The organism is Streptomyces cellostaticus, assembly GCF_001513965.1.
Classification (GTDB): domain Bacteria; phylum Actinomycetota; class Actinomycetes; order Streptomycetales; family Streptomycetaceae; genus Streptomyces; species Streptomyces cellostaticus.
This window is the reverse complement of the sequence record NZ_KQ948015.1, coordinates 712,708-737,849: the sequence shown is the minus strand read 5'-3', so window position 1 is coordinate 737,849 and position 25,142 is coordinate 712,708. Positions and strand designations below refer to the sequence as shown.

At 70.8% G+C, this 25,142-nt stretch carries 20 protein-coding genes and 1 pseudogene; 17 read left to right on the top strand and 4 right to left on the bottom strand.

What is annotated here, in order from left to right:
* The first annotated feature begins 654 nt into the window (after positions 1-654).
* From AQI88_RS03200 to AQI88_RS03160, 9 genes and pseudogenes are all read left to right on the top strand, one after another.
* Positions 655-1,756, top strand: a pseudogene (locus AQI88_RS03200) (IS110 family RNA-guided transposase).
* A 32-nt stretch (positions 1,757-1,788) separates the two neighbouring features.
* Positions 1,789-3,078 carry a bifunctional 3-oxoadipate enol-lactonase/4-carboxymuconolactone decarboxylase PcaDC gene (gene pcaDC, locus AQI88_RS03195; RefSeq protein WP_066991302.1) on the top strand — a complete coding sequence of 430 codons (1,290 nt, stop codon included), beginning with the start codon at positions 1,789-1,791 and terminating at the stop codon, positions 3,076-3,078.
* Positions 3,079-3,115: 37 nt separating this feature from the next.
* Complete coding sequence (locus AQI88_RS03190; protein ID WP_066991299.1) at positions 3,116-3,751, top strand: MBL fold metallo-hydrolase; 636 nt, start codon at positions 3,116-3,118, stop codon at positions 3,749-3,751.
* Positions 3,752-3,791: 40 nt separating this feature from the next.
* Positions 3,792-4,571, top strand: coding sequence for an exodeoxyribonuclease III (locus AQI88_RS03185; protein WP_066991296.1), 780 nt, complete (start codon positions 3,792-3,794; stop codon positions 4,569-4,571).
* A gap of 15 nt (positions 4,572-4,586) precedes the next feature.
* Complete coding sequence (locus AQI88_RS03180; RefSeq protein ID WP_066991294.1) at positions 4,587-5,006, top strand: DUF6278 family protein; 420 nt, start codon at positions 4,587-4,589, stop codon at positions 5,004-5,006.
* A 125-nt stretch (positions 5,007-5,131) separates the two neighbouring features.
* A complete protein-coding gene (locus AQI88_RS03175; protein WP_066991291.1) occupies positions 5,132-5,875 on the top strand; it encodes an amino acid ABC transporter ATP-binding protein in 744 nt (247 codons plus the stop codon).
* Between the two features lie 17 nt (positions 5,876-5,892).
* Entirely contained in the window at positions 5,893-6,813 is a 921-nt protein-coding gene (locus AQI88_RS03170; protein WP_066991288.1) for a glutamate ABC transporter substrate-binding protein, read from the top strand.
* Between the two features lie 11 nt (positions 6,814-6,824).
* Positions 6,825-7,469, top strand: a complete 645-nt coding sequence (locus AQI88_RS03165; RefSeq protein ID WP_066991284.1) for an amino acid ABC transporter permease — start codon at positions 6,825-6,827, stop codon at positions 7,467-7,469.
* Complete coding sequence (locus AQI88_RS03160; protein WP_066991280.1) at positions 7,466-8,344, top strand: amino acid ABC transporter permease; 879 nt, start codon at positions 7,466-7,468, stop codon at positions 8,342-8,344. Before AQI88_RS03165 ends, AQI88_RS03160 begins: the two co-directional genes overlap by 4 nt.
* 49 nt (positions 8,345-8,393) lie before the next feature.
* Here AQI88_RS03160 and AQI88_RS03155 read toward each other — a convergent pair whose 3' ends face one another.
* Entirely contained in the window at positions 8,394-9,959 is a 1,566-nt protein-coding gene (locus tag AQI88_RS03155) for an alpha/beta fold hydrolase (RefSeq protein WP_066991277.1), read from the bottom strand.
* A gap of 106 nt (positions 9,960-10,065) precedes the next feature.
* Positions 10,066-10,812 (bottom strand): hypothetical protein, encoded by a 747-nt coding sequence (locus AQI88_RS03150; protein ID WP_066991274.1) that lies wholly within the window; start codon positions 10,810-10,812, stop codon positions 10,066-10,068.
* Positions 10,813-10,954: 142 nt separating this feature from the next.
* Between AQI88_RS03150 and ggt the strand changes: the two genes are divergently transcribed.
* Positions 10,955-12,757, top strand: coding sequence for a gamma-glutamyltransferase (ggt, locus tag AQI88_RS03145; protein ID WP_208615700.1), 1,803 nt, complete (start codon positions 10,955-10,957; stop codon positions 12,755-12,757).
* Between the two features lie 3 nt (positions 12,758-12,760).
* On the opposite strand, the gene AQI88_RS03140 is transcribed toward ggt, so the two are convergent.
* On the bottom strand, positions 12,761-15,298 hold the full coding sequence (locus tag AQI88_RS03140; protein WP_066991271.1) for an ATP-dependent Clp protease ATP-binding subunit: 2,538 nt from the start codon (positions 15,296-15,298) through the stop codon (positions 12,761-12,763).
* 149 nt (positions 15,299-15,447) lie between these two features.
* Positions 15,448-16,224, bottom strand: a complete 777-nt coding sequence (gene map, locus AQI88_RS03135; protein WP_066991269.1) for a type I methionyl aminopeptidase — start codon at positions 16,222-16,224, stop codon at positions 15,448-15,450.
* Positions 16,225-16,286: 62 nt separating this feature from the next.
* Between map and AQI88_RS03130 the strand changes: the two genes are divergently transcribed.
* From AQI88_RS03130 to hydA, 7 genes are all read left to right on the top strand, one after another.
* Positions 16,287-16,538, top strand: a complete 252-nt coding sequence (locus AQI88_RS03130) for a helix-turn-helix domain-containing protein (protein WP_066991266.1) — start codon at positions 16,287-16,289, stop codon at positions 16,536-16,538.
* Between the two features lie 147 nt (positions 16,539-16,685).
* Positions 16,686-18,821 carry a hypothetical protein gene (locus tag AQI88_RS03125; protein WP_079057365.1) on the top strand — a complete coding sequence of 712 codons (2,136 nt, stop codon included), beginning with the start codon at positions 16,686-16,688 and terminating at the stop codon, positions 18,819-18,821.
* A gap of 157 nt (positions 18,822-18,978) precedes the next feature.
* On the top strand, positions 18,979-19,821 hold the full coding sequence (locus tag AQI88_RS03120; protein ID WP_066991263.1) for a nitrilase-related carbon-nitrogen hydrolase: 843 nt from the start codon (positions 18,979-18,981) through the stop codon (positions 19,819-19,821).
* On the top strand, positions 19,818-21,101 hold the full coding sequence (locus AQI88_RS03115; RefSeq protein ID WP_066991260.1) for an aspartate aminotransferase family protein: 1,284 nt from the start codon (positions 19,818-19,820) through the stop codon (positions 21,099-21,101). The genes AQI88_RS03120 and AQI88_RS03115 overlap by 4 nt, the downstream gene beginning before the upstream one ends.
* A 17-nt stretch (positions 21,102-21,118) precedes the next feature.
* On the top strand, positions 21,119-22,705 hold the full coding sequence (locus AQI88_RS03110) for a PucR family transcriptional regulator (RefSeq protein WP_066991258.1): 1,587 nt from the start codon (positions 21,119-21,121) through the stop codon (positions 22,703-22,705).
* Positions 22,706-22,860: 155 nt separating this feature from the next.
* Positions 22,861-23,703 carry a nitrilase-related carbon-nitrogen hydrolase gene (locus AQI88_RS03105; RefSeq protein WP_066991255.1) on the top strand — a complete coding sequence of 281 codons (843 nt, stop codon included), beginning with the start codon at positions 22,861-22,863 and terminating at the stop codon, positions 23,701-23,703.
* 31 nt (positions 23,704-23,734) lie between these two features.
* Complete coding sequence (hydA, locus tag AQI88_RS03100) at positions 23,735-25,138, top strand: dihydropyrimidinase (protein WP_066991252.1); 1,404 nt, start codon at positions 23,735-23,737, stop codon at positions 25,136-25,138.
* The last annotated feature ends 4 nt before the right edge of the window (positions 25,139-25,142 follow it).

The window sequence follows — 25,142 nt, the reverse complement described above, 5'->3', positions numbered from 1 at the left end:
GCTCGGCGGCCGACGTTTCCTGAGTTCGGGCTGACTGGGGCCGTGGAGCGGCGGCCTGGGGCTTCCGCGGGCGTGATCCGCGGGGAGGGTACGTGCCGTGCGCCAGGTAGTGCTGGCCGGCGCTCGTCAGGGCGACGCTCCACTGCCCGGCCTTCCGGGAGACCGTCACCAGGCCACGGTTGTGGAGTGCCTGGCAGGTGGTCTTGTAGGAGCTTGTGTTCCATACGCCTGCAGGGCACCCGGCTCCCACCCACTGCAACACCGACAGCTGCCGCTCATTGACCCGCCGTTCCAATGGTCCGCCTTCGACTCGAAGTGACGCACGACGGCGGCATGGTGCCAGTTCCGGTGGTAGGCGACCGGTGCTTCGAGTCAATTCGCTCGAACGAGCGGGCTGACGTGGCTGGAGGCCGGTTGGGCCGAGAACCGTAAGTGGGTGCCTGTCCTACGGCGGAGTCTGACTCCTGAGATCTCTGACCGAGGTGTCCTGATCACACTGTGTCGACCGCCGGCCATGGGACTGCGCACTGTTGGTCTCGGGCTGATGGACGTGTCTCGATAGGGGCTTGCCGGAAAGGCGTCATCACGATTGTGACCGTCCGCACGGCCCGCTACCGGCCACGCGATAAACCGTCGGCCTGAAAGGGAACGAGCATGACCGGCACGTCCACCGCTTCGCGTCCTCGTTGGCGTCGGCTGGCGAGGGAGGTGGTCCTGGGAGTGGACACGCACCGGGATGCCCATGTGGCCGCCGTGCTCTCCCTGGTGGGGGAAGTGATCGGCACCCAGGAGTTCCCGGCCAGCGCGGCCGGCTACCGCAACCTGCTGGGGTGGGCCAGGGCGGTCGGGTACGGTGCGGCGGGCCGGAGCGGAAGGGACCGGTTCCTTCGGGGCGGCCCTGTCCCGCTACCTGCTGGCCCAGGGCGTGGACGTTTTCGATGTCAATCGGTTCGACCGGGCCGACCGCCGTCGGCGCGGCAAGTCCGACCCACTCGATGCCGAGAACGCGGCCCGGGCGGTGCTGAGCGGACGGGCGCGTGCCCAGGCCAAGACGGGCGACGGGCCGGTGGAGATCGCCCGGATGTACAAGCTGGCCAAGGACTCGGCGGTCAAGGCCCGCACCCAGGCGATCAACCAGCTCAAGGCCGTCCTCATCCGTGCCGATCCGCCACTGAGGGAGGAACTGGCCCGGCTGGGCAACGCAGAACTCCTCCGCACCTGCGCAGGGCTCGTCGACGACAACCTGAACCACGAGACCGGCGAGGGATCGGTGCTCCACGCCACCCACGTGCCCCTGGGCCTCCTGGCCCGGCGCATCAGGCAGCTCAGCGAAGAGATCCAGGACCTGGAAGGCCGCCTGACCCGGCTGGTGGAACGCCACGCACCGCAGCTGCTCGAGGTGGTGGGCATCGGTCCGGACACCGCCGTCACTTTGCTGATCACGATCGGGGACAACCCGGAACGCCTGGGCAGTGAGGCGTCGTTCGCGGCGCTGTGCGGGGTCAGCCCGGTCGAGCGTTCGTCGGGCAGTCGGCAGTACCGTCGTCTCAACCGCGGCGGCGACCGGCAAGCGAACGCGGCCCTGCACCGGATCGTGCAGACCCGCCTGCGCGTCGACCCGCGCACCCAGGAGTACTACGAGCGCCGCGGCAAGGAGGGCAAGACCCGGCGCGAGATAGTCCGCAGCCTCAAGCGCTACGCGGCCAGGGAGGTCTTTCACCTGGTCAGACCTGTGCAGTCGCAACCCCCGTCATAGGGGCAGTCGTGAGACGTGAGAGGGTCTGGGGCGTGAGTGAGACACCCCCGAACACCCTGCAATACCGCTTTGACGGGCCAGAAGACGCTCCGGTCCTGATCTTGGGTCCCTCACTGGGTACCACATGGCACATGTGGGACCGCCAGGTCCCGGAGCTGACGAAGCAGTGGCGGGTCTTCCGGTTCGACCTGCCGGGCCACGGCGGCGCCCCCGCACACGCGGCCGGCTCCGTCGGCGAGCTGGCGTCCCGCCTGCTGGCCACGCTGGACGCGCTCGGCGTGCAGCGCTTCGGCTTCGGCGGCTGTGCGCTGGGCGGCGCGGTCGGCATCGAGCTGGCGCTGCGCCACCCCGAGCGGCTCGCCTCGCTCGCCCTGGTCGCCGCCTCGCCCCGGTTCGGCACCGCCGACGAGTTCCGCCAGCGCGGGGTGATCGTCCGGACGAACGGGCTCGAACCGATCGCCCGGACCGCGCCCGACCGCTGGTTCACCGGCGGGTTCGCCGCCGCCCAGCCCGCGATCACCGAGTGGGCCGTCCAGATGGTGCGCACCACCGACCCGGGCTGCTACATCGCCGCCTGCGAGGCCCTCGCCGGGTTCGACGTCCGCCCCGAGCTGGGCCGGGTCGGCGTGCCGACCCTGGTGCTGGTCGGGTCCGACGACCAGGTCACCGGTCCGGCCGAGGCCCGCACCCTGGTCGCCGGGATACCGGACGCCCGGCTCGCGGTCGTGCCCGGTGCCTCCCATCTGGTGCCGGTCGAGCAGCCCGCCGCCGTCACCGACCTCCTGGTGCGGCACTTCTCCACCGCCTGGCAGCAGCCCTTCGACACCGGCCAGACGGCCCTGCCGGCCGCCCCGGTCAACCCGGCCATCGCCCCGCCGCCGCAGGTGGTGCCCGTCGCCGAGATCGCCCCGGCCGTCGTGCCGCCGCAGCCGCTCGGGCCGCCGGACCGGTACGGGACCGGGCTGAAGATCCGCCGGGAGGTGCTGGGTGACGCGCACGTGGACCGGGCGCTGGCGCAGGCCGACGACTTCTCCGGCGACTTCCAGGAGTTCATCACCCGCTACGCCTGGGGGGAGATCTGGGACCGGCCGGGCCTGGACCGCCGTACCCGCAGCTGCATCACGCTCACCGCACTGGTCGCCGGCGGCCACCTGGACGAGCTGGCTTTCCACACCCGTGCCGCCCTGCGCAACGGCCTCACCCCCGACGAGATCAAGGAAGTGCTGCTCCAGGCCGCCGTGTACTGCGGTGTCCCGGCGGCGAACAGCGCGTTCAGGGTGGCCCAGCAGGTCATCCGCGAGGAGACCACGCCCGCCGAGTGAGCCCGGATGCGGGCCGTACCCGGCAGGATGGGGAGCCATGAAGCTCACCAAGAAGTCACACGCCTGCATCCGCCTCGACAAGGACGGGCGGACCCTCGTCATCGACCCCGGAGGGTTCAGCGAGCAGGACGCGGCGATCGGCGCGGACGCGATCCTGGTCACGCACGAACACCCGGACCACTTCGACGAGGGCCGGCTGCGGGCCGCGCTGGAGGCGAACCCGGCCGCCGAGATCTGGACCCTGAGGTCCGTGGCGGAGCAGATCACGGCCGCCTTCCCCGGTCGCGTGCACACCGTCGGCCACGGCGACACCTTCACGGCCGCGGGCTTCGACGTCCAGGTCCACGGCGAGCTGCACGCGGTGATCCACCCGGACATCCCGCGCATCACCAACGTCGGCTACCTGATCGACGGCGGCAGGGTCTTCCACCCCGGCGACGCGCTCACCGTTCCCGACCAGCCGGTCGAGACGCTGATGCTGCCGGTGATGGCCCCCTGGAACAAGATCGCCGAGGTCATCGAGTACGTCCGCGAGGTCAAGCCGCAGCGCGCCTACGACGTCCACGACGCCCTGCTCACCGACCTGGCCCGCCCGATCTACGACCGCCAGATCGGCGCCCTGGGCGGCACGGACCACCTGCGGCTCGCCCCGGGCGGGACGGCCGACCTCTGAGCCGGACCGGTTGTCACACCCGCCAGGTAGGTTGTGAGGCATGCGCATCGCTACCTGGAACGTGAACTCGATCACCGCCCGCCTCCCGAGGCTGCTCGCCTGGCTGGAGAGCAGCGGCACCGACGTGCTCTGCCTCCAGGAGGCCAAGATCGCCGAGGAGCAGTTCCCGTTCGACCAGCTGCGCGAGCTGGGCTACGAGGCGGCGGTCCACGCGACCGGCCGGTGGAACGGCGTGGCGGTGCTCTCCCGCGTCGGCCTGGAGGATGTCGTCAAGGGCCTGCCCGGCGACCCCGGCTACGACGGCGTGAGCGAGCCGCGCGCCCTCTCGGCGACCTGCGGCCCGGTCCGCGTCTGGTCGGTGTACGTGCCCAACGGCCGTGAGGTGGACCACCCGCACTACGCCTACAAGATCCAGTGGTTCGAGGCCCTGAAGGCCGCCGTCGCCGGTGATGCGTCCGGCAGCCGCCCCTTCGCGGTGCTGGGCGACTACAACGTGGCGCCGACCGACGACGACGTCTACGACGTGGCCGCCTTCGAGGGCCTGACCCACGTCACCCCCGCCGAGCGCGCCGCACTCGCCTCCCTGCGCGAGGCGGGCCTCGCCGACGTCGTCCCGCGGCCCCTGAAGTACGACCACCCGTTCACGTACTGGGACTACCGCCAGCTCTGCTTCCCCAAGAACCGCGGCATGCGCATCGACCTGGTGTACGGCAACGAGCCGTTCGCGGGGGCCGTCAAGGACGCCTACGTCGACCGCGAGGAGCGCAAGGGCAAGGGCGCGTCCGATCACGCGCCGGTGGTGGTCGACCTCGACGTGTGATGCCACGCTGGGGACATGAACATTCCGTTCCTGGGCCACCGGCACAAGAAGAGCGGCGATGCGGCGATCCCCACCGATCCCGAGGGGATCGCCGCGCTCCTGTCCGAGTGCGAACTGCTCCGCTCACAGGCGGCCCGGGCCGGCGTCCGGCTCGATGACACACCGGCCTCCCTGGAGGCCCTGGACCAGTTGGTGCCCCGCTGGCGCGACGACGCGGAGACCGAGCCCTGGCTGGGCAACGACGCCGGGCTGTACCTGGGCACGGTCGTCGTGCGCACCGTGCCCGGCGCCGGCTGGGAGATCCGGCCCGACGGCGAGCCCGTGCTGCGGCTCGTCTCCGGCCGCGAGGTCGAGGTCGTGGAGTCCGGCCGGGCGTGGGCCGCGAGCGGCGTCCCCGAGCTGTCGCAGCTGTACGCGGAGATCGCCGAGGCCTGACGCTTGCGGATAACGGCGCCGTAAATACGGCTATTGCCCGAAAAGTGCGTGTCGTCCCTCGACTCCACCGGTGTCTGGATAGTTTGCGGCAACCACGACACAGCTGAGAGTGAGTAGGGCTGCGGATGGCCGTCGATCCGTTGATCGAGCTGCGTGACGTCAACAAGTACTACGGGGAACTGCATGTCCTCCAGGACATCGACCTCACCGTCGGCAAGGGGGAGGTGGTCGTGGTCATCGGCCCGTCCGGGTCGGGAAAGTCGACGCTGTGCAGGACGATCAACCGGCTGGAGACCATCGAGTCCGGGACGATCAGGCTCGACGGGCAGCCGCTGCCCGAGGAGGGAAAGGCCCTCGCCCGGCTCCGCGCCGAGGTCGGTATGGTCTTCCAGTCCTTCAACCTCTTCGCCCACAAGACGGTCCTGCAGAACGTCTCGCTGGCACAGATCAAGGTCCGCAGACGCAAGAGGGAAGACGCCGACCGCCGCTCCCGGGAACTCCTCGACCGGGTCGGCCTGCTGAACCAGGCCGCCAAGTACCCGGCCCAGCTCTCCGGCGGCCAGCAGCAGCGCGTGGCCATCGCCCGCGCCCTTGCCATGGAGCCCAAGGCCCTGCTGTTCGACGAGCCCACCTCCGCCCTCGACCCCGAGATGATCAACGAGGTGCTGGAGGTCATGCGGCAGCTGGCCCGCGACGGCATGACCATGGTCGTCGTCACCCATGAGATGGGCTTCGCCCGCTCCGCCGCCAACCGGGTCGTCTTCATGGCCGACGGCCGGATCGTCGAGGACCGCAGCCCGGAGGAGTTCTTCACCAACCCGCGCAGCGAACGCGCCAAGGACTTCCTCTCCAAGATCCTCAAGCACTGACCGGGGGAGCGCGACCCATGTTCCGTACCACCCGTGTGCCCCGCGCCCTCTGCGTCCTCTCCGGCGCCCTCGCGCTGCTCGCCGCCGCCTGCGGCAAGGAGGGCAGCCCGCCCGGCAAGGGCCCGGCCGCCGACAAGCTCCCCGTCTATCAGGTGGCGCAGGGCTTCGCCCTGCCCGCCTCCAGGACCTGGACCCGCGCGAAGAAGCGCGGCTACTTCCTCGTCGGCGCCAAGGAGGACCAGCCCTACCTCGGCGAGAAGGACCCGGCGACCGGCACCTACTCCGGCTTCGACATCGAGATCGCCAGGATGATGTCCGCCTCGCTCGGCTTCCCGCCGAAGTCGATCCGCTTCCGGACGATCGCCTCGGCCAACCGCGAAACCGCCCTGCAGAACGGCCAGATCGACTACTACGTCGGCACCTACACCATCAACGCCAACCGCAAGAAGCTCGTCGGCTTCGCCGGCCCCTACTACCTGGCCGGCCAGTCCCTGCTCGTCCGCCGGAACGAGAACGACATCCACGGCCCCCATGACCTCGACGGCAAACGCGTCTGCTCGGCGGCCGGTTCGACACCGTACCAGCGCATCAAGGCCGACTACCCGAAGGCGATCCCGGTGGCCTACGACACCTACTCGGTCTGCGTCGACAACCTGCTCACCTACCAGGTCGACGCGGTCACCACCGACGACGCCATCCTCATCGGCTACGCGGCGAAGGCCCCCGGCGAACTCAAGGTCGTCGGCAGGCCCTTCTCCGAGGAGCCGTACGGCATCGGCGTCCCGCACGGCGACACCGCCCTGCGCTTCGCCCTCGACGACGCCCTGGAGGCACGGGAGAGGAACGGCGACTGGAAGAAGGCCTACGAGGCCACGCTCGGCCTGTCCGGCGTGCCCGCACCCCACCCGCCCGCCATCGACCGCTACCCGGCGAGCTGAGCGAGGACGGCATGAACGTACTGACAGACAACTTCTCCACCTACTGGGAGGGCTTCCTCGGCACGGTCCAACTGACCGTCTACTCCTCCCTGCTGGCGCTGGTGCTCGGCTTCGTGATGGCCTCCTTCCGGGTCGCGCCCGTCGGCTCCCTGCGGATCTTCGGCACGGTCTGGGTCACCCTCCTGCGCAACACCCCGCTCACCCTGCTCTTCTTCGCGGTGCTGCTGGGACTGCCCCGGTTCGGACTCGTGCTGCCCTTCGAGGTGTTCGCGGTCCTCGCCCTCGGCTGCTACACCTCCGCGTTCATCTGCGAGGCGCTGCGCTCCGGCATCAACACCGTGCCCACCGGGCAGGGCGAGGCGGCCCGCAGCCTCGGCATGAGCTTCCGCCAGACCCTCTCCCTGGTGGTGCTGCCCCAGGCGTTCCGGTCCGTGATCCCGCCGGTCGGCTCCACGCTGATCGCGCTGGCCAAGAACTCCGCGATCGCGGGCGCCTTCAGCGTCACCGAGCTGCTCGGCACCTACAAGACCATCAACGAACTCGGCTACAACATCGTGTGGACCTTCGTCTGGATCGCCGTCGGCTACCTGGTCATCACGCTCACCATCAGCGCCCTGTTCAACCTGCTGGAGCGGACGTGGGGAGTCGCCCGATGACCGGGGCCACCGCGCTTTACGACATTCCGGGTCCCGTCACCCGGCGACGGCATACCGCATACGGTGTCCTGTCCACCGTCGTCCTGCTCGCTCTGGTCGCCTGGATCCTGTATCTCCTCTTCGACACCAGCCAGTTCACCTCCACCAAGTGGATGCCGTTCGCCTACCAGGGCATCCAGGAACTGCTCCTGCGCGGCCTTGGCAACACGCTCAAGGCGTTCGGGATCGCGGCCGTCCTCTCGCTGGCCCTCGGCGGACTGCTGGCCACCGGGCGGCTGTCGGACCACCGGCCGGTGCGCTGGGCGGCCACACTCGTCGTGGAGTTCTTCCGTGCCATGCCCGTGCTGGTGATGATCTTCTTCATCTTCGTGGCGCTGAAGGTGCAGCCGCTGCCCGCACTCGTCGCCGGGCTCACGCTCTACAACGGCTCGGTGCTCGCCGAGGTCTTCCGCTCCGGCGTGAACGCCGTCGAACGCGGCCAGAAGGAGGCCGCGTTCGCTCTCGGCATGCGTAAGAGCCAGGTCATGGCGCACGTCCTCGTGCCGCAGGCCGTACGCGCCATGCTGCCCGCCATCATCAGCCAGTTGGTGGTGGCCCTGAAGGACACCTCCCTCGGCTATCTCATCACCTACGAGGAGTTCCTCCACGCCGGGAAGCTCATCGCCTCGAACCTCGACTACGATTTGCCGTTCATCCCCGTGGTGATGGTGATCTCGCCGATCTACATCGGGATGTGCATGCTGCTCTCGTGGTTCGCCGGCTGGGTGTCCCGCCGTGAGCAGCGCAGTCCCAAGACCGAGGCCGTGGCCATCGCCGCGGCGGAACCTGGGACGCTGCTGCCGGGTGGGGAACCCCCCACGGCCCCGAGACCGTGAGGGGTGCGGCAGTTCACACGGGCCAGGCTCGTCCGGCGGCAGCCGGAGATCACTGCTCGCGCACGGGGACGGACACGTACGACGGGTCGTCCGGGGGCGAGGAGAAGGTCAGCTGCGCGCCGGACGGGTTGTGCTCGATGTAGAGCGGGTCGACCGTGTCGATCACCAGTGCGAGGCGGTGCCCGGCGGGGACGTCGTAGGCCGTGGAGAACAGGTCCAGGTCCACGTCGAACGGCTCGCCGGGCGTCCGCCCGTGCCAGGTGTAGGGCGCGTTGGTGACCAGTTTGCCGAAGCCGAGCGGTCCCACGTCGTACAGGTAGGCGACGAGGGTGCCGCTCTCCTTGGTCGGAGTGAGTGTGGTGTGCAGCGAGGCCGTGCCGCGCACCTGCTGGGCCGTGCCGTACCGCTCCGACTGCCACACGGCCGCCCAGCGGCGCGGCAGCAGCGGGATCGAGGCGACGGGCGGCAGCTGGGCGATCTGGTCCAGGATGCTGGAGAGGAAGACGATCCCGCCGTCCGCGCCCGAGTCGACGTTCGCGTGGATGGTGGTGGAGCCCGCCAGCTCGAGCTTCCGGCGGGTCGCGCCGACCGACTTCCAGTCCGGGTAGCCCTCGTATCCCCCCGCGCTACGGGACTTCAGCTGGACGGGCTGCTCGCGGTCGATGCCGTTGTCGGCGCCCTTGAGGTAGTGGTCGAACCAGCGCCCGGTGTCCGTCCACACGTCGTTCGGCAGCCCGAACAGGCCGGTCATTTCGGCCGTAGCGTGGTCGCCGGGGCGCAGTTCAAGGCGCTTCGGGACGGTCAGCTTCTCGTAGAAGTCGGTGTACTGGTTCGCCGGGAAGATCGTGTCGCCCCAGGCGTTGGCCATCAGGACCGCGGCGCCGTTCTTGTTCAGCTGGTCGAGGTAGGTCGCGGCAGAACGTTTCCGCCCCCAGTCGATCATCTCCTGCTCGTGGGTCAGGTCGGAGGCGTAGAAGTTGTCGAAGATCTGCCTCAGTTCGGGGCTCTCGCGGCCGGTGAGGATGCCCGCGCCGTCCAGCAGGGCGCCCGCCTGGACGTGCTGGGTGCGGCCCGAGTAGATCGAGGAGATCAGGTCGGCCCAGCCGCTCAGTGCGGCGACCGCCTTGATGCGCTTGTCGTGGGCGGCGGCGAGCAGGCTGATCCCGGCGCCGTAGGAGACGCCCGCCATGCCGATGCGGCCAGGGTCCGCGGGGGTGTTCGCGAGCGCCCAGTCGATCACCTTGGAGGCGTCCGCTATGTCGGGCGGACCCGCCACTTCTATCTGGCCGCCGGACTGCCAGAAGCCGCGCACGTTGTAGGTGAGCACCACATAGCCGGAGTCGGCGAGCTTCTGCGCCTGGGCGAGGTACTCCACCTGGGGCAGGCCCCAGCTCGTGGGCAGCACGATGAGCGGGTAGCTGTGCGAGCCGTCGGCGTCCGCGGGCGTGACGACGTTCGCCTTCAGTACGGTGCCGCCGTCGCCGGTGATGTCCACGAACCGGACGGACGGCGCAGCCTGGGCCGCCGGAGCCAGGCCGACGACCGTTCCGGCGATCAGCGCCGCGCAGACGGCTCCGACCGCCGAGGTGCGCAAGGTGGTGCGACCGTGTCCCATGGGTCACTCCTCACTCGTGTCAGTACAAAGTGACCCGACGGTAACCGGCCGCTCTTACCGTAAGTAACCCGTCGGTAAGTTACGTGCCGGTAAAGATTGTTGAACGCTACGACGCGACCGCAGAAGCCGAGTCCGGCGAAGGCGTCCGTGCCGTCCGCGTCACGTCCGCCACCAGCTCGACCACGTCCGGTCCGTAGGCCTGGGAGTTGACCACCTTCAGCAGCAGCACGAAGGAGCCGCTGCCGTACTTCCGGGCCAACCGCTCGTGCTCCCGGGCCAGATAGCGGGTCGCGGCCTGGTTGGTGATTGCGCGCTGTCCGCAGAAGAGGAACACCGGGCGGGCATCGTGCCGTCCGCCCGCGGTGAGCCGGGCGAGCAGGACGTACTCGCTTCGGCCGCCCTCCATGCGATAGGCCTCCCCGCCGATCCGGAGGGCGCCCAGTTCCGGCCCGGCTTCGGCGTCGACGTTCATCTGCACGCCGGGCAACAGGGAGGAGAGGTGGGCCTCCATCCGGCGGTTGGACACCGGTCCGCCGAGGCAGAACTCCGTGCGCTCACCGAATCCCTGCTGTGTGGCGTCGTGTGCCACGACCTGGGCGTGCGCGTTGCAGTCCTTGATGAGGGCGGCGAGTTCCAGGAGGGCGAACACGTCGTGCCGCATCACCGACAGGTCCGGTCCGCCCGCGTTGCGGTTGACCACCAGCAGTGATTCGGAATGGTCCGGCAGCCCGAAGAACGCCTGCTTGCGCCGCAGCCTGCGCCGCCACAGGTAGGTACGGGCGAGCCAGCCGAGCGCGGCACTGATGCCGGCCGCCACGACGCCCAGGACGATGTTGCGCACGTCGTCGTTCATGGCCGCGCATGCTAGCGGGCCCGGGGAACGGGTACGTACCGGTGTTCGATGTGTGACGTTCGTATGGCGGATGACCGAGGCGTACTGTCGGTACCACGGCAATCTGGTTACGCTGCGCGGACTGTCCCGACGGGAGGTACGGATGGGTCGCCCTGGCACGCGGAAACTGGCGGTTCTGGCGGTCTCGGCCGCCGTGGTGTCGGTGGGTGCGGCGGCGCCCCCCGCCGCAACGAGCGAGACGCCCACGAAGGTTCCGGTGGCCGTCGGCTACGGCGGCGCCGTGGCGAGCGTCGACGCGGACGCCTCCGCCGCCGGCATCGAGGTACTCAAGAAGGGCGGCAACGCGGTCGACGCGGCCGTCGCCACCGCAGCCGCGCTCGGCGTCACCGAGCCCTACTCGGCCGGCATCGGCGGAGGCGGCTACTTCGTCTACTACGACGCCAAGTCCCGCACGGTGCACACCATCGACGGCCGCGAGACCGCGCCGCTGAGTGCCGACTCCCAGCTGTTCACGGAGAACGGCAAGCCGCTCGCCTTCGCCGACGCCGTCAGCAGCGGCCTGAGCGTCGGCACCCCGGGCACGCCCGCCACCTGGCAGACGGCGCTGGACGAATGGGGCAGGCGGGATCTCGGTACGGTCCTGAAGCCGGCCGAGCGGATCGCCCGCGACGGCTTCACCGTGGACGACACCTTCCGCTCGCAGACCGCGTCCAACGAGACCCGGTTCCGCTACTTCCCCGACACCGCCAAGCTGTTCCTGCCCGGCGGACAGCTCCCGGTGGTCGGCTCCACCTTCAAGAACCCCGATCTCGCCCGGACCTACGACGTACTGGCGAAGAAGGGCGTCGGTGCCGTCTACCAGGGCGACCTCGGCAAGGACATCGTCGCCACGGTCGACAAGCCGCCGGTGGACCCGTCCTCCGGCTGGAACGCCCGCCCCGGCAAGCTGTCCGACAAGGACCTGGCCGCCTACCGCGCCAAGCTCCAGAGGCCCACGAAGACCTCGTACCGCGGTCTGAAGGTGTACTCCATCGCGCCCTCCTCCTCGGGCGGCACCACGGTCGGCGAGGCGCTCAACATCCTGGAGAAGACCGACCTTTCGAAGGCGAGCGAGGTGCAGTACCTGCACCACTACATCGAGGCCAGCCGCATCGCCTTCGCCGACCGCGGGCGCTGGGTCGGCGACCCCGCCTTCGAGGACGTACCGGCGAAGGAACTGCTGTCGCAGAAGTACGCCGACTCGCGCGCCTGCCTGATCAAGGACGACGCGGTCCTCACGAGCCCGCTCGCGCCCGGCGACCCGCGCCACCCCGCCGCCTGCGCCACCGGCGGTACGGCGGCCCCGACGACGTACGAGGGCGAGAACACCACCCACCTCACCGTGGCCGACAAGTGGGGCAACGTCGTCTCCTACACGCTCACCATCGAGCAGACCGGCGGCAGCGGCATCACCGTGCCCGGCCGGGGCTTCCTGCTCAACAACGAGCTGACCGACTTCTCCTTCGCCCCGGCCAACCCGGCCGTGCACGACCCGAACCTGCCCGGGCCGGGCAAGCGGCCGCGCTCGTCCATCTCGCCGACCATCGTCCTCGACCGGCACGACAGGCCCGTGGTGGCGCTCGGTTCGCCCGGCGGCGCGACCATCATCACCACCGTGCTGCAGACGCTGACCGAGTTCCTCGACCGGCATCTGCCGCTGGTCGACGCCATCGCCGCACCGCGCGCCAGCCAGCGCAACGCGGCCCAGACCGAACTCGAACCAGGCCTGTACAACAGCGACTTGAGGGCCCGGCTGGAAGCCATCGGGCACAGCTTCAAGACGAACCCCGAGATCGGCGCGGCCACCGGCGTCCAGCGGCTGCCGGACGGCAGGTGGCTGGCCGCCGCCGAGAAGGTACGACGGGGCGGCGGCTCGGCGATGGTGGTGTATCCGGCGGCGCCGTGACCGTCACACCTCGGGAGCGGACGGCTGCGCCTGCTCGGCACGGAAGTCCAGCCGTCCGTCCCTGACGTCCACGGTGACCCGGCTGCCCGGGGTGACCGTGCCGTCCAGCAGCAGCCGGGAGAGCTGATTGTCGACCTCCCGCTGGATGGTGCGGCGCAGCGGGCGGGCGCCGTACTCGGGCTGGTAGCCGCGCTCGGCGAGCCAGTCGACGGCCGCGTCCGTGAACTCGACCGTGACGCCCTGGCCGTCCAGCAGCCGGCGGGTGTGCTCCAGCAGCAGGTCGGTGATCTGCCGCAGTTGCTCGCTCGTGAGTTGCCGGAAGACCACGATCTCGTCGATCCGGTTCAGGAACTCCGGCCGGAAGTGCTCGCGCAGCGGGCGCAGGACCTGCTCGCGCCGCGCCTCCTCGTCGGCGTCGGCGCCACCCGGCCCGAAGCCGATCCCGGATCCGCGCCGGATGATCACGTCGGAGCCCAGGTTGCTGGTCATCACGATGACGGTGTTGGTGAAGTCCACCGTGCGGCCCTGGGAGTCGGTCAGCCGGCCGTCGTCCAGGACCTGCAGCAGGATGTTGAAGACGTCCGGGTGGGCCTTCTCCACCTCGTCGAGCAGGAGCAGCGAGTACGGGTACCTGCGCACCACCTCGGTGAGCTGTCCGGCCTCCTCGTGGCCGACGTACCCGGGCGGAGCGCCCACCAGCCGGGAGACGGTGTGCCGCTCCTGGTACTCGCTCATGTCGAGGCGGACCATGCGGTCCTCGCTGCCGAACAGGGCCTCGGCGAGCGCGCGGGCCAGCTCGGTCTTGCCGACGCCGGTCGGGCCGAGGAAGAGGAAGCTGCCGATGGGCCGGTCGGGGCTCGCGAGCCCGGCGCGGGAGCGCAGCACGGCCTCGGCGACCACGCCGACCGCCTCCTCCTGACCGACCACCCGCTGGTGCAGGTGCTCCTCCAGGCCCAGCAGCCGCTCCTTCTCCTCCTGGGTCAGGCGGCTGACCGGGATGCCGGTCTGCCGGGACACCACCTCGGCGACCGCCTCCGCCGTCACCTCAAGGTTCTGCCCCTCGTCGGCCTCGTCCTCGCCGCTGGCCTCGGTGATCCGCTGCTTCAGCGCGCCGATCTTGTCCCGCAGCTGGGTGGCCCGCTCGTACTGCTCGTCGGCGACCGCCTGGTCCTTGTCACAGACGAGCTGCTCCACCTCGCGCTCCATCGTGCGCACGTCGGTGCCCTTCGTCCGGGCGCCGAGGCGCACCCGGGCGCCGGCCTGGTCGATCAGGTCGATCGCCTTGTCGGGCAGGTGCCGGTCGGTGAGATAGCGGTCCGACAGCGCCACGGCGGCCACCAGCGCCTCGTCCGTGTAGCGGACCTGGTGGTGGGCCTCGTACCGGTCCCGCAGGCCGTGCAGGATCTCGATCGCGTCCTCGACGGTCGGCTCGGGCACCAGGATCGGCTGGAAGCGGCGGGCCAGCGCCGCGTCCTTCTCGATCCTGCGGAACTCCCCCAGCGTGGTCGCGCCCACGATGTGCAGCTCGCCCCGGGCCAGCGCGGGCTTGAGGATGTTGCCCGCGTCCATCGCGCCGCCCTCGCCGCCCGTACCGGCGCCGACGACGGTGTGCAGCTCGTCGATGAAGACGATCAGGCGGTCGGAGTGGGCGCGGATCTCCTCCACGATGTTGTTCATGCGCTCCTCGAAGTCGCCCCGGTAGCGGGTGCCCGCGACGACCCCGGTCAGGTCCAGGGCGACCACCCGGCGCCCGGCCAGCACGTCCGGTACGTCCCCGTCCGCGATGCGCTGCGCCAGCCCCTCGACGATGGCCGTCTTGCCGACGCCAGCGTCGCCGATCAGCACGGGGTTGTTCTTGCCGCGCCGGGACAGCACCTCGATGGTCTGCTCGATCTCCTCGTCGCGGCCGATCACCGGGTCGACACGGCCCTGCCGGGCCAGGTCGGTCAGATCGCGGCCGTACTTGTCGAGCGTCGGCGTGGAGGTGGGCCGCTGGCGCTCGGTACGGACCTGGGTGGCCTCCGGGGCCTCGGGGGGCGGGCCCGCCGAGAAGCGGGCCGCGTGCAGGATGTGCCCGGCCGCCGAGTCCGGGTTGGCGGCCAGCGCGCTGAGCACGTGCTCCGGGCCGATGTACCCGGCCCCCACCGACCGGGCCAGGTCGTGCGCGTCCAGCAGGGCGCGCTTGACGGCCGGGGTGAGCGAGAGCGAAGTCGGCGGGGGCGCCTCGCCCGGCGGGTGCTGGACGGGGCCCGCGCGGTCGTCGATCTCCGTGGCGAGCGAGTCGGGATCCGCGCCGGCCCTGCTCAGCAGGGTCCGGGTGGGCTCGGCCGACAGGGCCGCGCGCAGCAGATGCTGGGTGTCCAGGTCCCGGCTGCCGTGCTCGGCGGCGTACTGGGCGGCCCCTCGCACCATCTCCCGGGCCGGCTGGCTGAGCAGGCGGCCGATGTCGATGTGGCGGGGGCCTTGGGCTCCGCCTTGGGGTCCGCCGAGGAAGCGGCCCAGGAAATCACCGAAGGGGTCGGGAGGGTAGCCGTTGGTCATGGCGTTCCGTTCCTTTGGTGCGGGTTCATAACACCTTGGCACGGATGCCTGCGGCTGGCATGTGCGGGGCGCCTACTTCATCGGGGGGCCACTGTCCTTGCGCGACTGCGGGTGCGTTGTGGCTGGTCGCGCAGTTCCCCGCGCCCCTTCTAGGGGGTTTCTCGTGCTGTGAGGATCCGGGGGCCGTTCTCCGTGATCGCCACCGTGTGTTCGGCATGTGCTGCGCGGGAGCTGTCGCTCGTGCGCAGGGTCCAGCCGTCGTCGTCCTCGTAGTAGCCGTCCTTGCCGCCGGCGATCAGCATCGGCTCGATCGCCAGGACCATGCCGTGGCGCAACGCAAGACCCCGGCCGGGGCGGCCCTCGTTGGGGACCTCCGGGTCCTCGTGCATGCGACGGCCCACGCCGTGGCCGCCGAAGCCGGACGGGATGCCGTAGCCGGCCGTGCGGCAGACCCGGCCGACGGCGTGGGCGATGTCGCCGATGCGGTTGCCTACGACGGCCGCCTCGATGCCCGCCGCCAGGGCGCGCTCGGCGGTGTCGATCAGGCGCAGGTCCGCCGGGTGTGCGCGGCCCACCGTGAAGCTGATCGCCGAGTCGCCGGCCCAGCCGTCCAGGGTGGCGCCGCAGTCGATGGAGACCAGGTCGCCGTCGCGCAGGCGGTATTGGGTGGGGATGCCGTGCACGATCGCGTCGTTGACCGAGGCGCAGATCACCGCGGGGAAGGGGGTCGGGGCGAAGGAGGGGCGGTAGCCGAGGAACGGCGAGGACGCCCCGGCCTCGCGCAGCACCTCCCGGGCGACCTCGTCCAGTTCCAGCAGGGAGACGCCGACGTCCGCGGCCTGCCGTACGGCCGTCAGAGCCCGCCCGACGACCTGGCCCGCCCTGTGCATCGCGTCGATCGATGTGTCCGTCTTCAACTCAACCATGCCAATTACTATACCGGTATTTAAATGGGGATCCGGCGGGTGGGCGGTATTAGAATGGCGCCATGGTGCGGACCCCTCTCACCCCTGAAGAGCGCGAACGCGGTGAACGGCTCGGGCAGCTGCTGCGCGACGCCCGCGGCGGCCGGAGCATGGCCGAGATCGCGGCCGAGGCGGGCATCTCGGCCGAGACGCTCCGCAAGATCGAGACCGGGCGGGCGCCGACGCCGGCCTTCTTCACCGTGGCCGCGCTGGCCGGGGTGCTCGGGCTGTCCATGGACGAGCTGGTCGCGCGGTGTGCGCTGGTGGTCGTCTGACGTACGCCCGGGGCGGGGCTGCGCGCAAGGGTCAAGATCCCGCAATGAGGCCCTCGCACTCTCCCTGAAAACTGTGCGTAGCAGGCCCGTAACACAGCTGGTGTTGCCTACCGACCGGAGTGCTGGCGGTCGGGCGGGAGTCGGGCGATGGCGGTGGATCAACTCCCTGGTCCGGTCCGGGAGTTCGCGAACTACCTGGACGGCCTGCTGGGGCGCCTGGATCAGCGCGGGGGCTGGTGCGGGGTCTTCTGGCAGCGTGACCCGGACGGGATGCAGGCCTGTGTCGACGGGCGTGAGGTGCCGCCGTGGGATGTGCTGGAGGCGCTGTTGCAGGACCTCGCCGCGGCGTACGGCCCTGCCACGGCCGGAGCGGAGAAGGAACGGGCCCGCCCCCTGCACACGGCCGCCGTCTCGGCGTACGATGCCCTGCCCGGCGCCCGGGACACCCTCGGTGACCGCCTCGACGTCATGCTCCGCGAGCAGCGCTACGCCGCCGAGCGCCAGGCCGAACTGGGCCGTCTGCTCACCGCGGCGACCTCCCGCGAGGAGGCCGACGCCCTCCGCCTCGACCTGGCCTGGGCCCGTGACGACCACGAAAGGGCCGGCGCCCGATGCGCCGAACTCCGGTGGCGGATGGCGGAGTCGGACCGCAGGGCGGCGGAGGTGCCGATCCGGGACGCGCCGGTTGCCTGGCGCGCCGAGCAGGCCTTCGAAGGTCCCCGTGGGGCGGGGGAGGGCCTGACCACCGGTGCGGACGCACTCGACAGCAGCGGGCCGGACGTCCCCGCGCGGACCGAGGCTGCCCCCGAAGGGGCTGGGCCGGTCGCGCCCCGGGGCGCCGGGAGTCCGTTCGCCCCCGGCCATGGTTCCGGGCCGGTGTCGTCCCGCCCCTCCGAGGCCCCCGTAGGCAACCGGAACCCGCGGCCTGCTTCGGCTTCTGCTGGCCAGGACGTGTGGTTCGCTGGGCCGGGGGTCGGTCGGGATTCCTCGTTCGCGGGGTCGGATGCCGGTGGTGTGTCCCGCTCCACCGTGTCCGGTGGGAGTCCCGCCCTTGGGCCCGCCGGGTACGGTGCGGCCCCCGTGGGCGATGGGCACGCGCGGCCTGCTTCGGCTTCTGCTGGCCAGGACGTGTGGTTCGCTGGGTCGGGTGGGAGTCCCTCCCTCCGGTCTGCCGGGCACGGCACGGTCCCCGTGGGCGATGGGCACGCGCGGCCTGCTTCGGCCTCTGCTGGCCAGGACGTGTGGTTCGCCGGGCCGGGTGTCGGTCAGGATTCCTCGTTCGCGGGGTCGGATGCCGGTGGTGTGTCCCGCTCCACCGTGTCCGGTGGGAGTCCCGCCCTTGGGCCCGCCGGGTACGGTGCGGCCCCCGTGGGCGATGGGCACGCGCGGCCTGCTTCGGCTTCTGCTGGCCAGGACGTGTGGTTCGCTGGGCCGGGTGGTGGTCGGGATTCCTCGTTCGTGGGGTCGGATGCCGGTGGTGTGTCCCGCCCCGCCGTGTCCGGTGGGAGTCCCGTCCAGCAGCCTGCCGGGCACGGCGCCGCCCCGGACCCCGGTAAACCCCGCAAGCGTCGTCGCGGTAGTGCGCGGTTCGCCGGGATGGCCGAGGGCGAGGGGGATCCGGTCGTCGTACCGCAGGACGGTGCCGTCGCCGTGCCGGAGGCGCCCGTCGGGCGGCGGGCGCCGCGAGGGGCCCGGTTCGCCGGGGCGGCCGAGGCCGTTGCGCCGGTGCAGGCGTCCGTGGAGGCGGTGGACGCCGAGGCGGGGCCTGCCGTCGTCGGTGCCGTGGAGAAGCTGGCGGAATTGCGGGCGCAGGGGCGCAGCGGAGAGGCGCATGTGCTGCTGGTCGAGATCGCGCACTGGCCCGCCGCCCGGTTCCCGCTGCTCGCGGACGGCCTGCACCGCGCCGGGCTCGGCGCCGACTGGGCCACGCTGCTGTGGGAGGCCGCCTCGCTGCCCGCCGAGCGGCTGGTCGCCGCCGCCGACGCCCTGGAGGCCGCCGGGAGGACCGAGGACGGGCTGCAGATGCTGCGGCAGGGGGTCGCCCGCCCGGCCGCGGAGATCGGCGCCGCCGTGCTCGGGCTGGCCGCCGAGGGCCGCCCGAGGGAGGTACGGGCCCTGCTGGACGCCTACGTCCGGGTCCGCACCCCCGAGGAGGCCGCCCGCAGCGCCGCCGCCGACCCCGGCCGCCTCGTGCCGCTCCTGCTGGAGGCCGCCCAGGGCGTCTCCGAGGAGCGCCACTGGGACCTGGTGCACGCCCTCAGGGTCGCCGGATTCACCCCCTGACCGGCCGCGCGGCTCACCCTAAGGAGTGCGAAACGTGATCGACTCCGCGGGTTAACGACGATGGTCTTGGCAAGGACCTTCATGAGGCTTACGTTCGTCCCTCTACGGCCGTTTCTACGGGCGTAGAGGCTCGGACGTCACGTCGAAGGAGCAGCTCATGGCCAACGTCGTACGTGCCGCACTGGTCCAGGCCACCTGGACCGGCGACACCGAGTCCATGGTGGCGAAACACGAGGAGCACGCCCGCGAGGCGGCCCGACGGGGCGCACGGGTCATCGGATTCCAGGAAGTCTTCAACGCCCCCTATTTCTGCCAGGTCCAGGAGCCGGAGCACTACCGCTGGGCCGAGCCGGTGCCCGACGGCCCGACCGTCCGCCGGATGCAGGAACTCGCCCGCGAGACCGGCATGGTGATCGTCGTACCGGTCTTCGAGATCGAGCAGTCCGGTTTCTACTACAACACCGCCGCCGTGATCGACGCCGACGGCACCTACCTCGGCAAGTACCGCAAGCACCACATCCCGCAGGTCAAGGGCTTCTGGGAGAAGTACTACTTCAAGCCCGGCAATCTGGGCTGGCCGGTCTTCGACACGGCCGTCGGCAAGGTCGGCGTCTATATCTGCTACGACCGGCACTTCCCGGAGGGCTGGCGCCAACTGGGGCTGAACGGAGCCCAGTTGGTCTACAACCCCTCCGCCACCCACCGCGGGCTGTCCTCCTACCTGTGGCAGCTGGAGCAGCCCGCCGCGGCGGTCGCCAACGAGTACTTCGTCGCCGCCATCAACCGGGTGGGACAAGAGGAGTACGGGGACAACGACTTCTACGGGACCTCGTACTTCGTCAATCCGCGCGGGCAGTTCGTCGGTGACGTCGCCAGCGACAAGGACGAGGAACTCCTCGTCCGCGACCTGGACTTCGACCTCATCGAGGAAGTGCGGCAGCAGTGGGCCTTCTACCGCGACCGCCGTCCCGACGCCTACGAAGGGCTGGTGCAGCCGTGAACGACCTCTACTCCCGCCACCGCGGTGTCCTGCCCGACTGGCTCGCCCTCTACTACGACGAGCCGCTGGAGATCACCCACGGCGAGGGCCGCCACGTCTGGGACTCCGCCGGCAACAAGTACCTGGACTTCTTCGGCGGCATCCTCACCACGATGACCGCGCACGCCCTGCCCGAGGTGACCAAGGCGGTCAGCGAGCAGGCCGGGCGGATCATCCACTCCTCGACCCTCTACCTCAACCGGCCGATGGTCGACATGGCCGAGCGCGTCGCCCAGTTGAGCGGCATCCCGGACGCCCGGGTCTTCTTCACCACCTCCGGCACCGAGGCCAACGACACCGCCCTGCTGCTCGCCACCGCCTACCGGCGCAGCAACACGGTCCTGGCCATGCGCAACAGCTACCACGGCCGCTCCTTCAGCACCGTCGGCATCACCGGCAACCGCGGCTGGTCCCCGACCTCGCTGTCCCCGCTGCAGACCCTGTACGTCCACGGCGGTGTCCGCACCCGCGGCCCGTTCGCCGCGCTGGACGACGAGGCGTTCATCGACGCGTGTGTGGAGGATCTGAAGGACATCCTCGGGCACACCCGTCCGCCGGCCGCGCTCATCGCCGAACCCATCCAGGGCGTCGGCGGCTTCACCTCCCCGCCGGACGGACTGTATGCAGCATTCCGTGACGTGCTGAACGCATACGGGATCCTGTGGATCGCCGACGAGGTACAGACCGGCTGGGGCCGCACCGGCGAGCACTTCTGGGGCTGGCAGGCGCACGCCCAGAGCGGCCCGCCGGACATCGTCACCTTCGCCAAGGGCATCGGCAACGGCATGTCCATCGGCGGGGTGATCGCCCGCGCGGACATCATGAACTGCCTGGACGCCAACAGCATTTCGACGTTCGGCGGCACCCAGATCACCATGGCCGCGGGACTCGCCAACCTCACCTACCTCGTCGAACACGACCTCCAGGGCAACGCCCGGCGCGTCGGCGGCCTGCTCATCGAGCGGCTGCGGTCCGTCGCCGCCCAGCTGCCCGGCGTACGCGAGGTGCGCGGCCGCGGACTGATGATCGGCATCGAGCTGGTCAGGCCGGGGACGGACGAGGCCGATCCGCAGGCGGCCGCCGCGGTCCTGGAGGCGGCCCGCGAGGGCGGCCTGCTCATCGGCAAGGGCGGCGGCCACAGCACCAGCGCCCTGCGCATCGCCCCGCCGCTGTCGCTGACCGTCGCGGAGGCCGAGGAGGGCGCGGCGATCCTCGAACGCGCGCTGCGGAGCACGTACTAGAGAACGGGTGCAAGGTCATGACCACCACCTCGGAGTTCCGTCACACGGGTTGGCAGCCGCTCGAACCCGCCCTCTCGGTCCGCCAGGTGCTCACCCTGGAGCGGGTGCAGGCCGGGGAGCCCGAGGTGGTGGCCGGGGCCGGGCAGCTGGACCGGCCGGTGCGCTGGGTGCATGTCGCCGAGGCTCCCGACGTCGGCGTGATGCTGAGCGGCGGCGAGATGGTGCTCACCACCGGCGTGCTCCTCGCCGGTGACGAGGCCAAGCAGGCCGAGTACATCCAGTCCCTGCACCGGGCCGAGGCCGCGGCCGTGGTCCTCGGCCTCGGGCGGGCGTTCCCCGCGCCGCCCGAGGTGATGCGCCGGGCCGCCGAGCGGTGCGGGCTGCCCCTGGTCGTCCTGCACCGGCCGTTCCCTTTCGCCGAGCTGACGGAGGAGGTCCAGTCCCGGCTGGTCCGGCGGAAGTTCGCCGCCGTGAGCCTGTCGGAGACCGTACGGACCGCGCTGACCGGGCTGATCACCGCGGGCGCTCCGCTCGGGCGGCTGCTGGACGAGGTCGCCCAGCACGGCGGCTGCCCGGTCGTCGTCACCAACCTCGCCCACCGCGTCCTCGCCACGGCGGGGGAGCGGCCGGCGGTGGACGACGTGCTGCGCGACTGGGAGCGCATCGCCCGGCAGGCGGGCGGCAGCGTGGGCGACGGCTGGATCAGCGCCGAACTGGGCGGACGCGGGGAGCGGTGGGGCCGGCTGCTGCTGTGCGGGTACCGGGGCGACACGGCCACCGGGCAGCTGCTCGCGGACCGGGCCGCCGAGGCGCTGGTGCTGCACCGCATGCTCGGCGGCGGCTCCGCCCACACCTGGGAGGAGCAGTCCGCGCAGAGCCTGGTGACCGACCTCGTCTCCGGAGTCGTACCCGCCAGGCAACTGCTGCCCCGGGCGCGGGCGGCCGGGTTGCCGGTGAACCGGCGGACCTTCGTGCCCCTCGTCGTACCGGGCGGGGAGCTGGGCCAACTCGAGCGGGTGCTACGGGTGTTGGGGCTGTCCGGCCTCGTCGCCGAGCTGGCCGACGACGCCACCGCCGTCCTGCTCAGCCTCGCCCGCGACCAGCAGGCCGAGGCGCTGACCGCGCACTTCGCGGCCCGGCTGCGGACCGAGACCGGGGAGCCGAACGCCGTGGTCGCCGCCGCCGATCCGCGCACCGACTGGGACGACGTGCCCGCCGGGCTGCGCGAGGCCCGGCATGTCGCCGACGCGGTGGCCGACTCGTCGGCCGTCCTCGACCTGCCGGCCGTCGTACGCCTCAGGGACGTCCATCTGCGCGGCCTGGTCCGGCTGCTGCGGGACGATCCGCATGTGCAGTCCTTCGCCGAGCGCGAGTTGGACGGGCTGCTGTGCGGGGCCGGTCAGGAGCTGCTGAATGTGCTGCGCACCTACCTGGCGACCGGGCGCAACAAGTCCCGTACTGCCCAGCTCCACCACGTCTCCCGGCCCGCCCTCTACCGGCGCCTGGAGGCGATACAGACGCGGCTGGGTGTCGACCTCGACGACTTCGAGCAGGCGGCCTCCGTACACATCGCGCTCCTCGCGCACGATGCGCAACAGGGGTGAAACATGCCACGACCTGGGAAAACGGCGGTGAAACATGGGTCCACGAACGCGTGACACGGTGGCACGCCGACCGTCCGCAGACGTGACACGCTGCCACTCAATCCGGCTCTCCGGTCTTTCTAGGCTCACCGGACATCGAGCTACCGGAGGTCCCGATGAGCCGAGTGATCCGTGCCGCCCTGTTCCAGACCGCCTGGACCGGCGACAAGGAATCCATGATCCAGGTCCACGAGCAGGCGGCCCGCGACGCGGCCGCACAGGGCGCCCAGGTCCTGTGCTTCCAGGAGCTGTTCTACGGCCCCTACTTCTGCCAGGTCCAGGACAAGGCCTTCTACGAGTACGCCGAGCAGATCCCGAACGGCCCCACCGTCAGGCGTTTCCAGGCGCTCGCGAAGGAACTCGGCATCGTCCTCGTGCTGCCCATGTACGAGGAGGAGCAGCCGGGCGTCCTGTACAACACCGCCGCCGTGATCGACGCGGACGGCTCCTACCTGGGCAAGTACCGCAAGACCCACATCCCCCAGGTGCAGGGATTCTGGGAGAAGTTCTACTTCCGTCCGGGGAACGGCGGCTGGCCCGTCTTCGAGACGGCCGTCGGGAAGATCGGCGTCTACATCTGCTACGACCGCCACTTCCCGGAGGGCTGGCGGGCCCTCGGCCTCGCCGGTGCCGAGATCGTCTTCAACCCGTCGGCCACCTCGCGCGGCCTGTCCCGCTACCTGTGGCAGCTGGAGCAGCCGGCGGCGGCCGTCGCCAACGAGTACTTCGTGGGCGCGATCAACCGGGTCGGCGTGGAGGACCTGGGCGACAACGACTTCTACGGCACCACGTACTTCGTGGACCCGGAGGCCCAGTTCGTCGGCGAGGTGGCGAGCGACAAGGAGACCGAACTCGTCGTCCGCGACCTGGACCTGGCCAAACTCCGCGAGGTCCGCGACCGCTGGCAGTTCTACCGCGACCGGGCACCGGGGGCGTACACGCCGCTGACCGCACCCTGACCGCACCGTCCACCCTGGGAGGAGAGGGATCATGAGCAGCCGTACCGTCATCCGCGGTGGTCTCGTCATCACCGCGTCCGACGAGATCCACGCCGACGTGCTGATCGAGGACGGCCGCATCGCCGCCCTCGCCGCCTCCGGCACCCCCGCAGCCGAGGCGTTCACCGCCGAGCGGATCATCGACGCCACCGGGAAGTACGTCATCCCGGGCGGCGTCGACGCCCACACCCACATGGAGCTGCCGTTCGGCGGCACCTTCGCCTCCGACACCTTCGAGACCGGCACCAGGGCCGCCGCCTGGGGCGGGACGACCACGATCGTGGACTTCGCGGTGCAGAGCGTCGGCCACACCCTGCGCGAGGGCCTGGACACCTGGCACGCCAAGGCCGAGGGCAACTGCGCGATCGACTACGCCTTCCACATGATCGTCTCCGATGTGAACCAGGAGACGCTCAAGGAGATGGACCTGCTGGTCGAGGAGGGCGTGACCTCGTTCAAGCAGTTCATGGCCTACCCGGGCGTCTTCTACTCCGACGACGGCCAGATCCTGCGCGCCATGCAGCGCTCCGCCGAGAACGGCGGCCTGATCATGATGCACGCCGAGAACGGCATCGCGATCGACGTACTGGTCGAACAGGCCCTGGCCCGGGGGGAGACGGATCCGCGCTCTCACGGGGAAGTGCGCAGGGCGCTGCTGGAGGCGGAGGCCACCCATCGCGCCATCAGGCTCGCCCAGGTCGCGGGCGCCCCGTTGTACGTCGTGCACGTCTCGGCCATGGAGGCAGTGGCCGAGCTGGCGCGGGCACGCGACGAGGGGCTGAACGTCTTCGGCGAGACCTGTCCGCAGTACCTGTTCCTGTCCACCGACAACCTCGCCGAGCCGGACTTCGAGGGCGCCAAGTACGTGTGCAGCACGCCTCTTCGCCCCAAGGAGCACCAGGCCCAGCTCTGGAAGGGACTCAGGACGAACGACCTTCAGGTGGTGTCGACGGACCACTGCCCCTTCTGCTTCGCGGGCCAGAAGGAGCTGGGCCGCGGCGACTTCTCCAAGATCCCCAACGGCCTGCCCGGCGTCGAGAACCGCATGGACCTGCTCCACCAGGCCGTCGTCGACGGACACATCTCCCGCCGCCGCTGGATCGAGATCGCCTGCGCCACCCCGGCCCGCATGTTCGGCATGTACCCGAAGAAGGGCACCATCGCCCCGGGCGCCGACGCCGACGTCGTCATCTACGACCCGCACGCCGAGCAGGTCATGTCCGCCGCCACGCACCACATGAACGTCGACTACTCGGCGTACGAGGGCAGGCGGACCACCGGCCGGGTCGAGACCGTGCTCTCGCGCGGCGAGATGGTCATCACCGAGCGGGAGTACACCGGACACGCCGGACACGGCGTCTACACCCCGCGCTCCACCTGTCAGTACCTCAACTAGGAGT

Coding starts and splice junctions, on each gene's coding strand:
- AQI88_RS03190 (WP_066991299.1), top strand. CDS start 3,116: ATGAAGCTCACCAAGAAGTCACACGCCTGCATCCGCCTCGACAAGGAC.
- AQI88_RS03185 (WP_066991296.1), top strand. CDS start 3,792: ATGCGCATCGCTACCTGGAACGTGAACTCGATCACCGCCCGCCTCCCG.
- AQI88_RS03180 (WP_066991294.1), top strand. CDS start 4,587: ATGAACATTCCGTTCCTGGGCCACCGGCACAAGAAGAGCGGCGATGCG.
- AQI88_RS03175 (WP_066991291.1), top strand. CDS start 5,132: ATGGCCGTCGATCCGTTGATCGAGCTGCGTGACGTCAACAAGTACTAC.
- AQI88_RS03170 (WP_066991288.1), top strand. CDS start 5,893: ATGTTCCGTACCACCCGTGTGCCCCGCGCCCTCTGCGTCCTCTCCGGC.
- AQI88_RS03165 (WP_066991284.1), top strand. CDS start 6,825: ATGAACGTACTGACAGACAACTTCTCCACCTACTGGGAGGGCTTCCTC.
- AQI88_RS03160 (WP_066991280.1), top strand. CDS start 7,466: ATGACCGGGGCCACCGCGCTTTACGACATTCCGGGTCCCGTCACCCGG.
- AQI88_RS03155 (WP_066991277.1), bottom strand. CDS start 9,959: ATGGGACACGGTCGCACCACCTTGCGCACCTCGGCGGTCGGAGCCGTC.
- AQI88_RS03150 (WP_066991274.1), bottom strand. CDS start 10,812: ATGAACGACGACGTGCGCAACATCGTCCTGGGCGTCGTGGCGGCCGGC.
- ggt (WP_208615700.1), top strand. CDS start 10,955: ATGGGTCGCCCTGGCACGCGGAAACTGGCGGTTCTGGCGGTCTCGGCC.
- AQI88_RS03140 (WP_066991271.1), bottom strand. CDS start 15,298: ATGACCAACGGCTACCCTCCCGACCCCTTCGGTGATTTCCTGGGCCGC.
- map (WP_066991269.1), bottom strand. CDS start 16,224: ATGGTTGAGTTGAAGACGGACACATCGATCGACGCGATGCACAGGGCG.
- AQI88_RS03130 (WP_066991266.1), top strand. CDS start 16,287: ATGGTGCGGACCCCTCTCACCCCTGAAGAGCGCGAACGCGGTGAACGG.
- AQI88_RS03125 (WP_079057365.1), top strand. CDS start 16,686: ATGGCGGTGGATCAACTCCCTGGTCCGGTCCGGGAGTTCGCGAACTAC.
- AQI88_RS03120 (WP_066991263.1), top strand. CDS start 18,979: ATGGCCAACGTCGTACGTGCCGCACTGGTCCAGGCCACCTGGACCGGC.
- AQI88_RS03110 (WP_066991258.1), top strand. CDS start 21,119: ATGACCACCACCTCGGAGTTCCGTCACACGGGTTGGCAGCCGCTCGAA.
- AQI88_RS03105 (WP_066991255.1), top strand. CDS start 22,861: ATGAGCCGAGTGATCCGTGCCGCCCTGTTCCAGACCGCCTGGACCGGC.
- hydA (WP_066991252.1), top strand. CDS start 23,735: ATGAGCAGCCGTACCGTCATCCGCGGTGGTCTCGTCATCACCGCGTCC.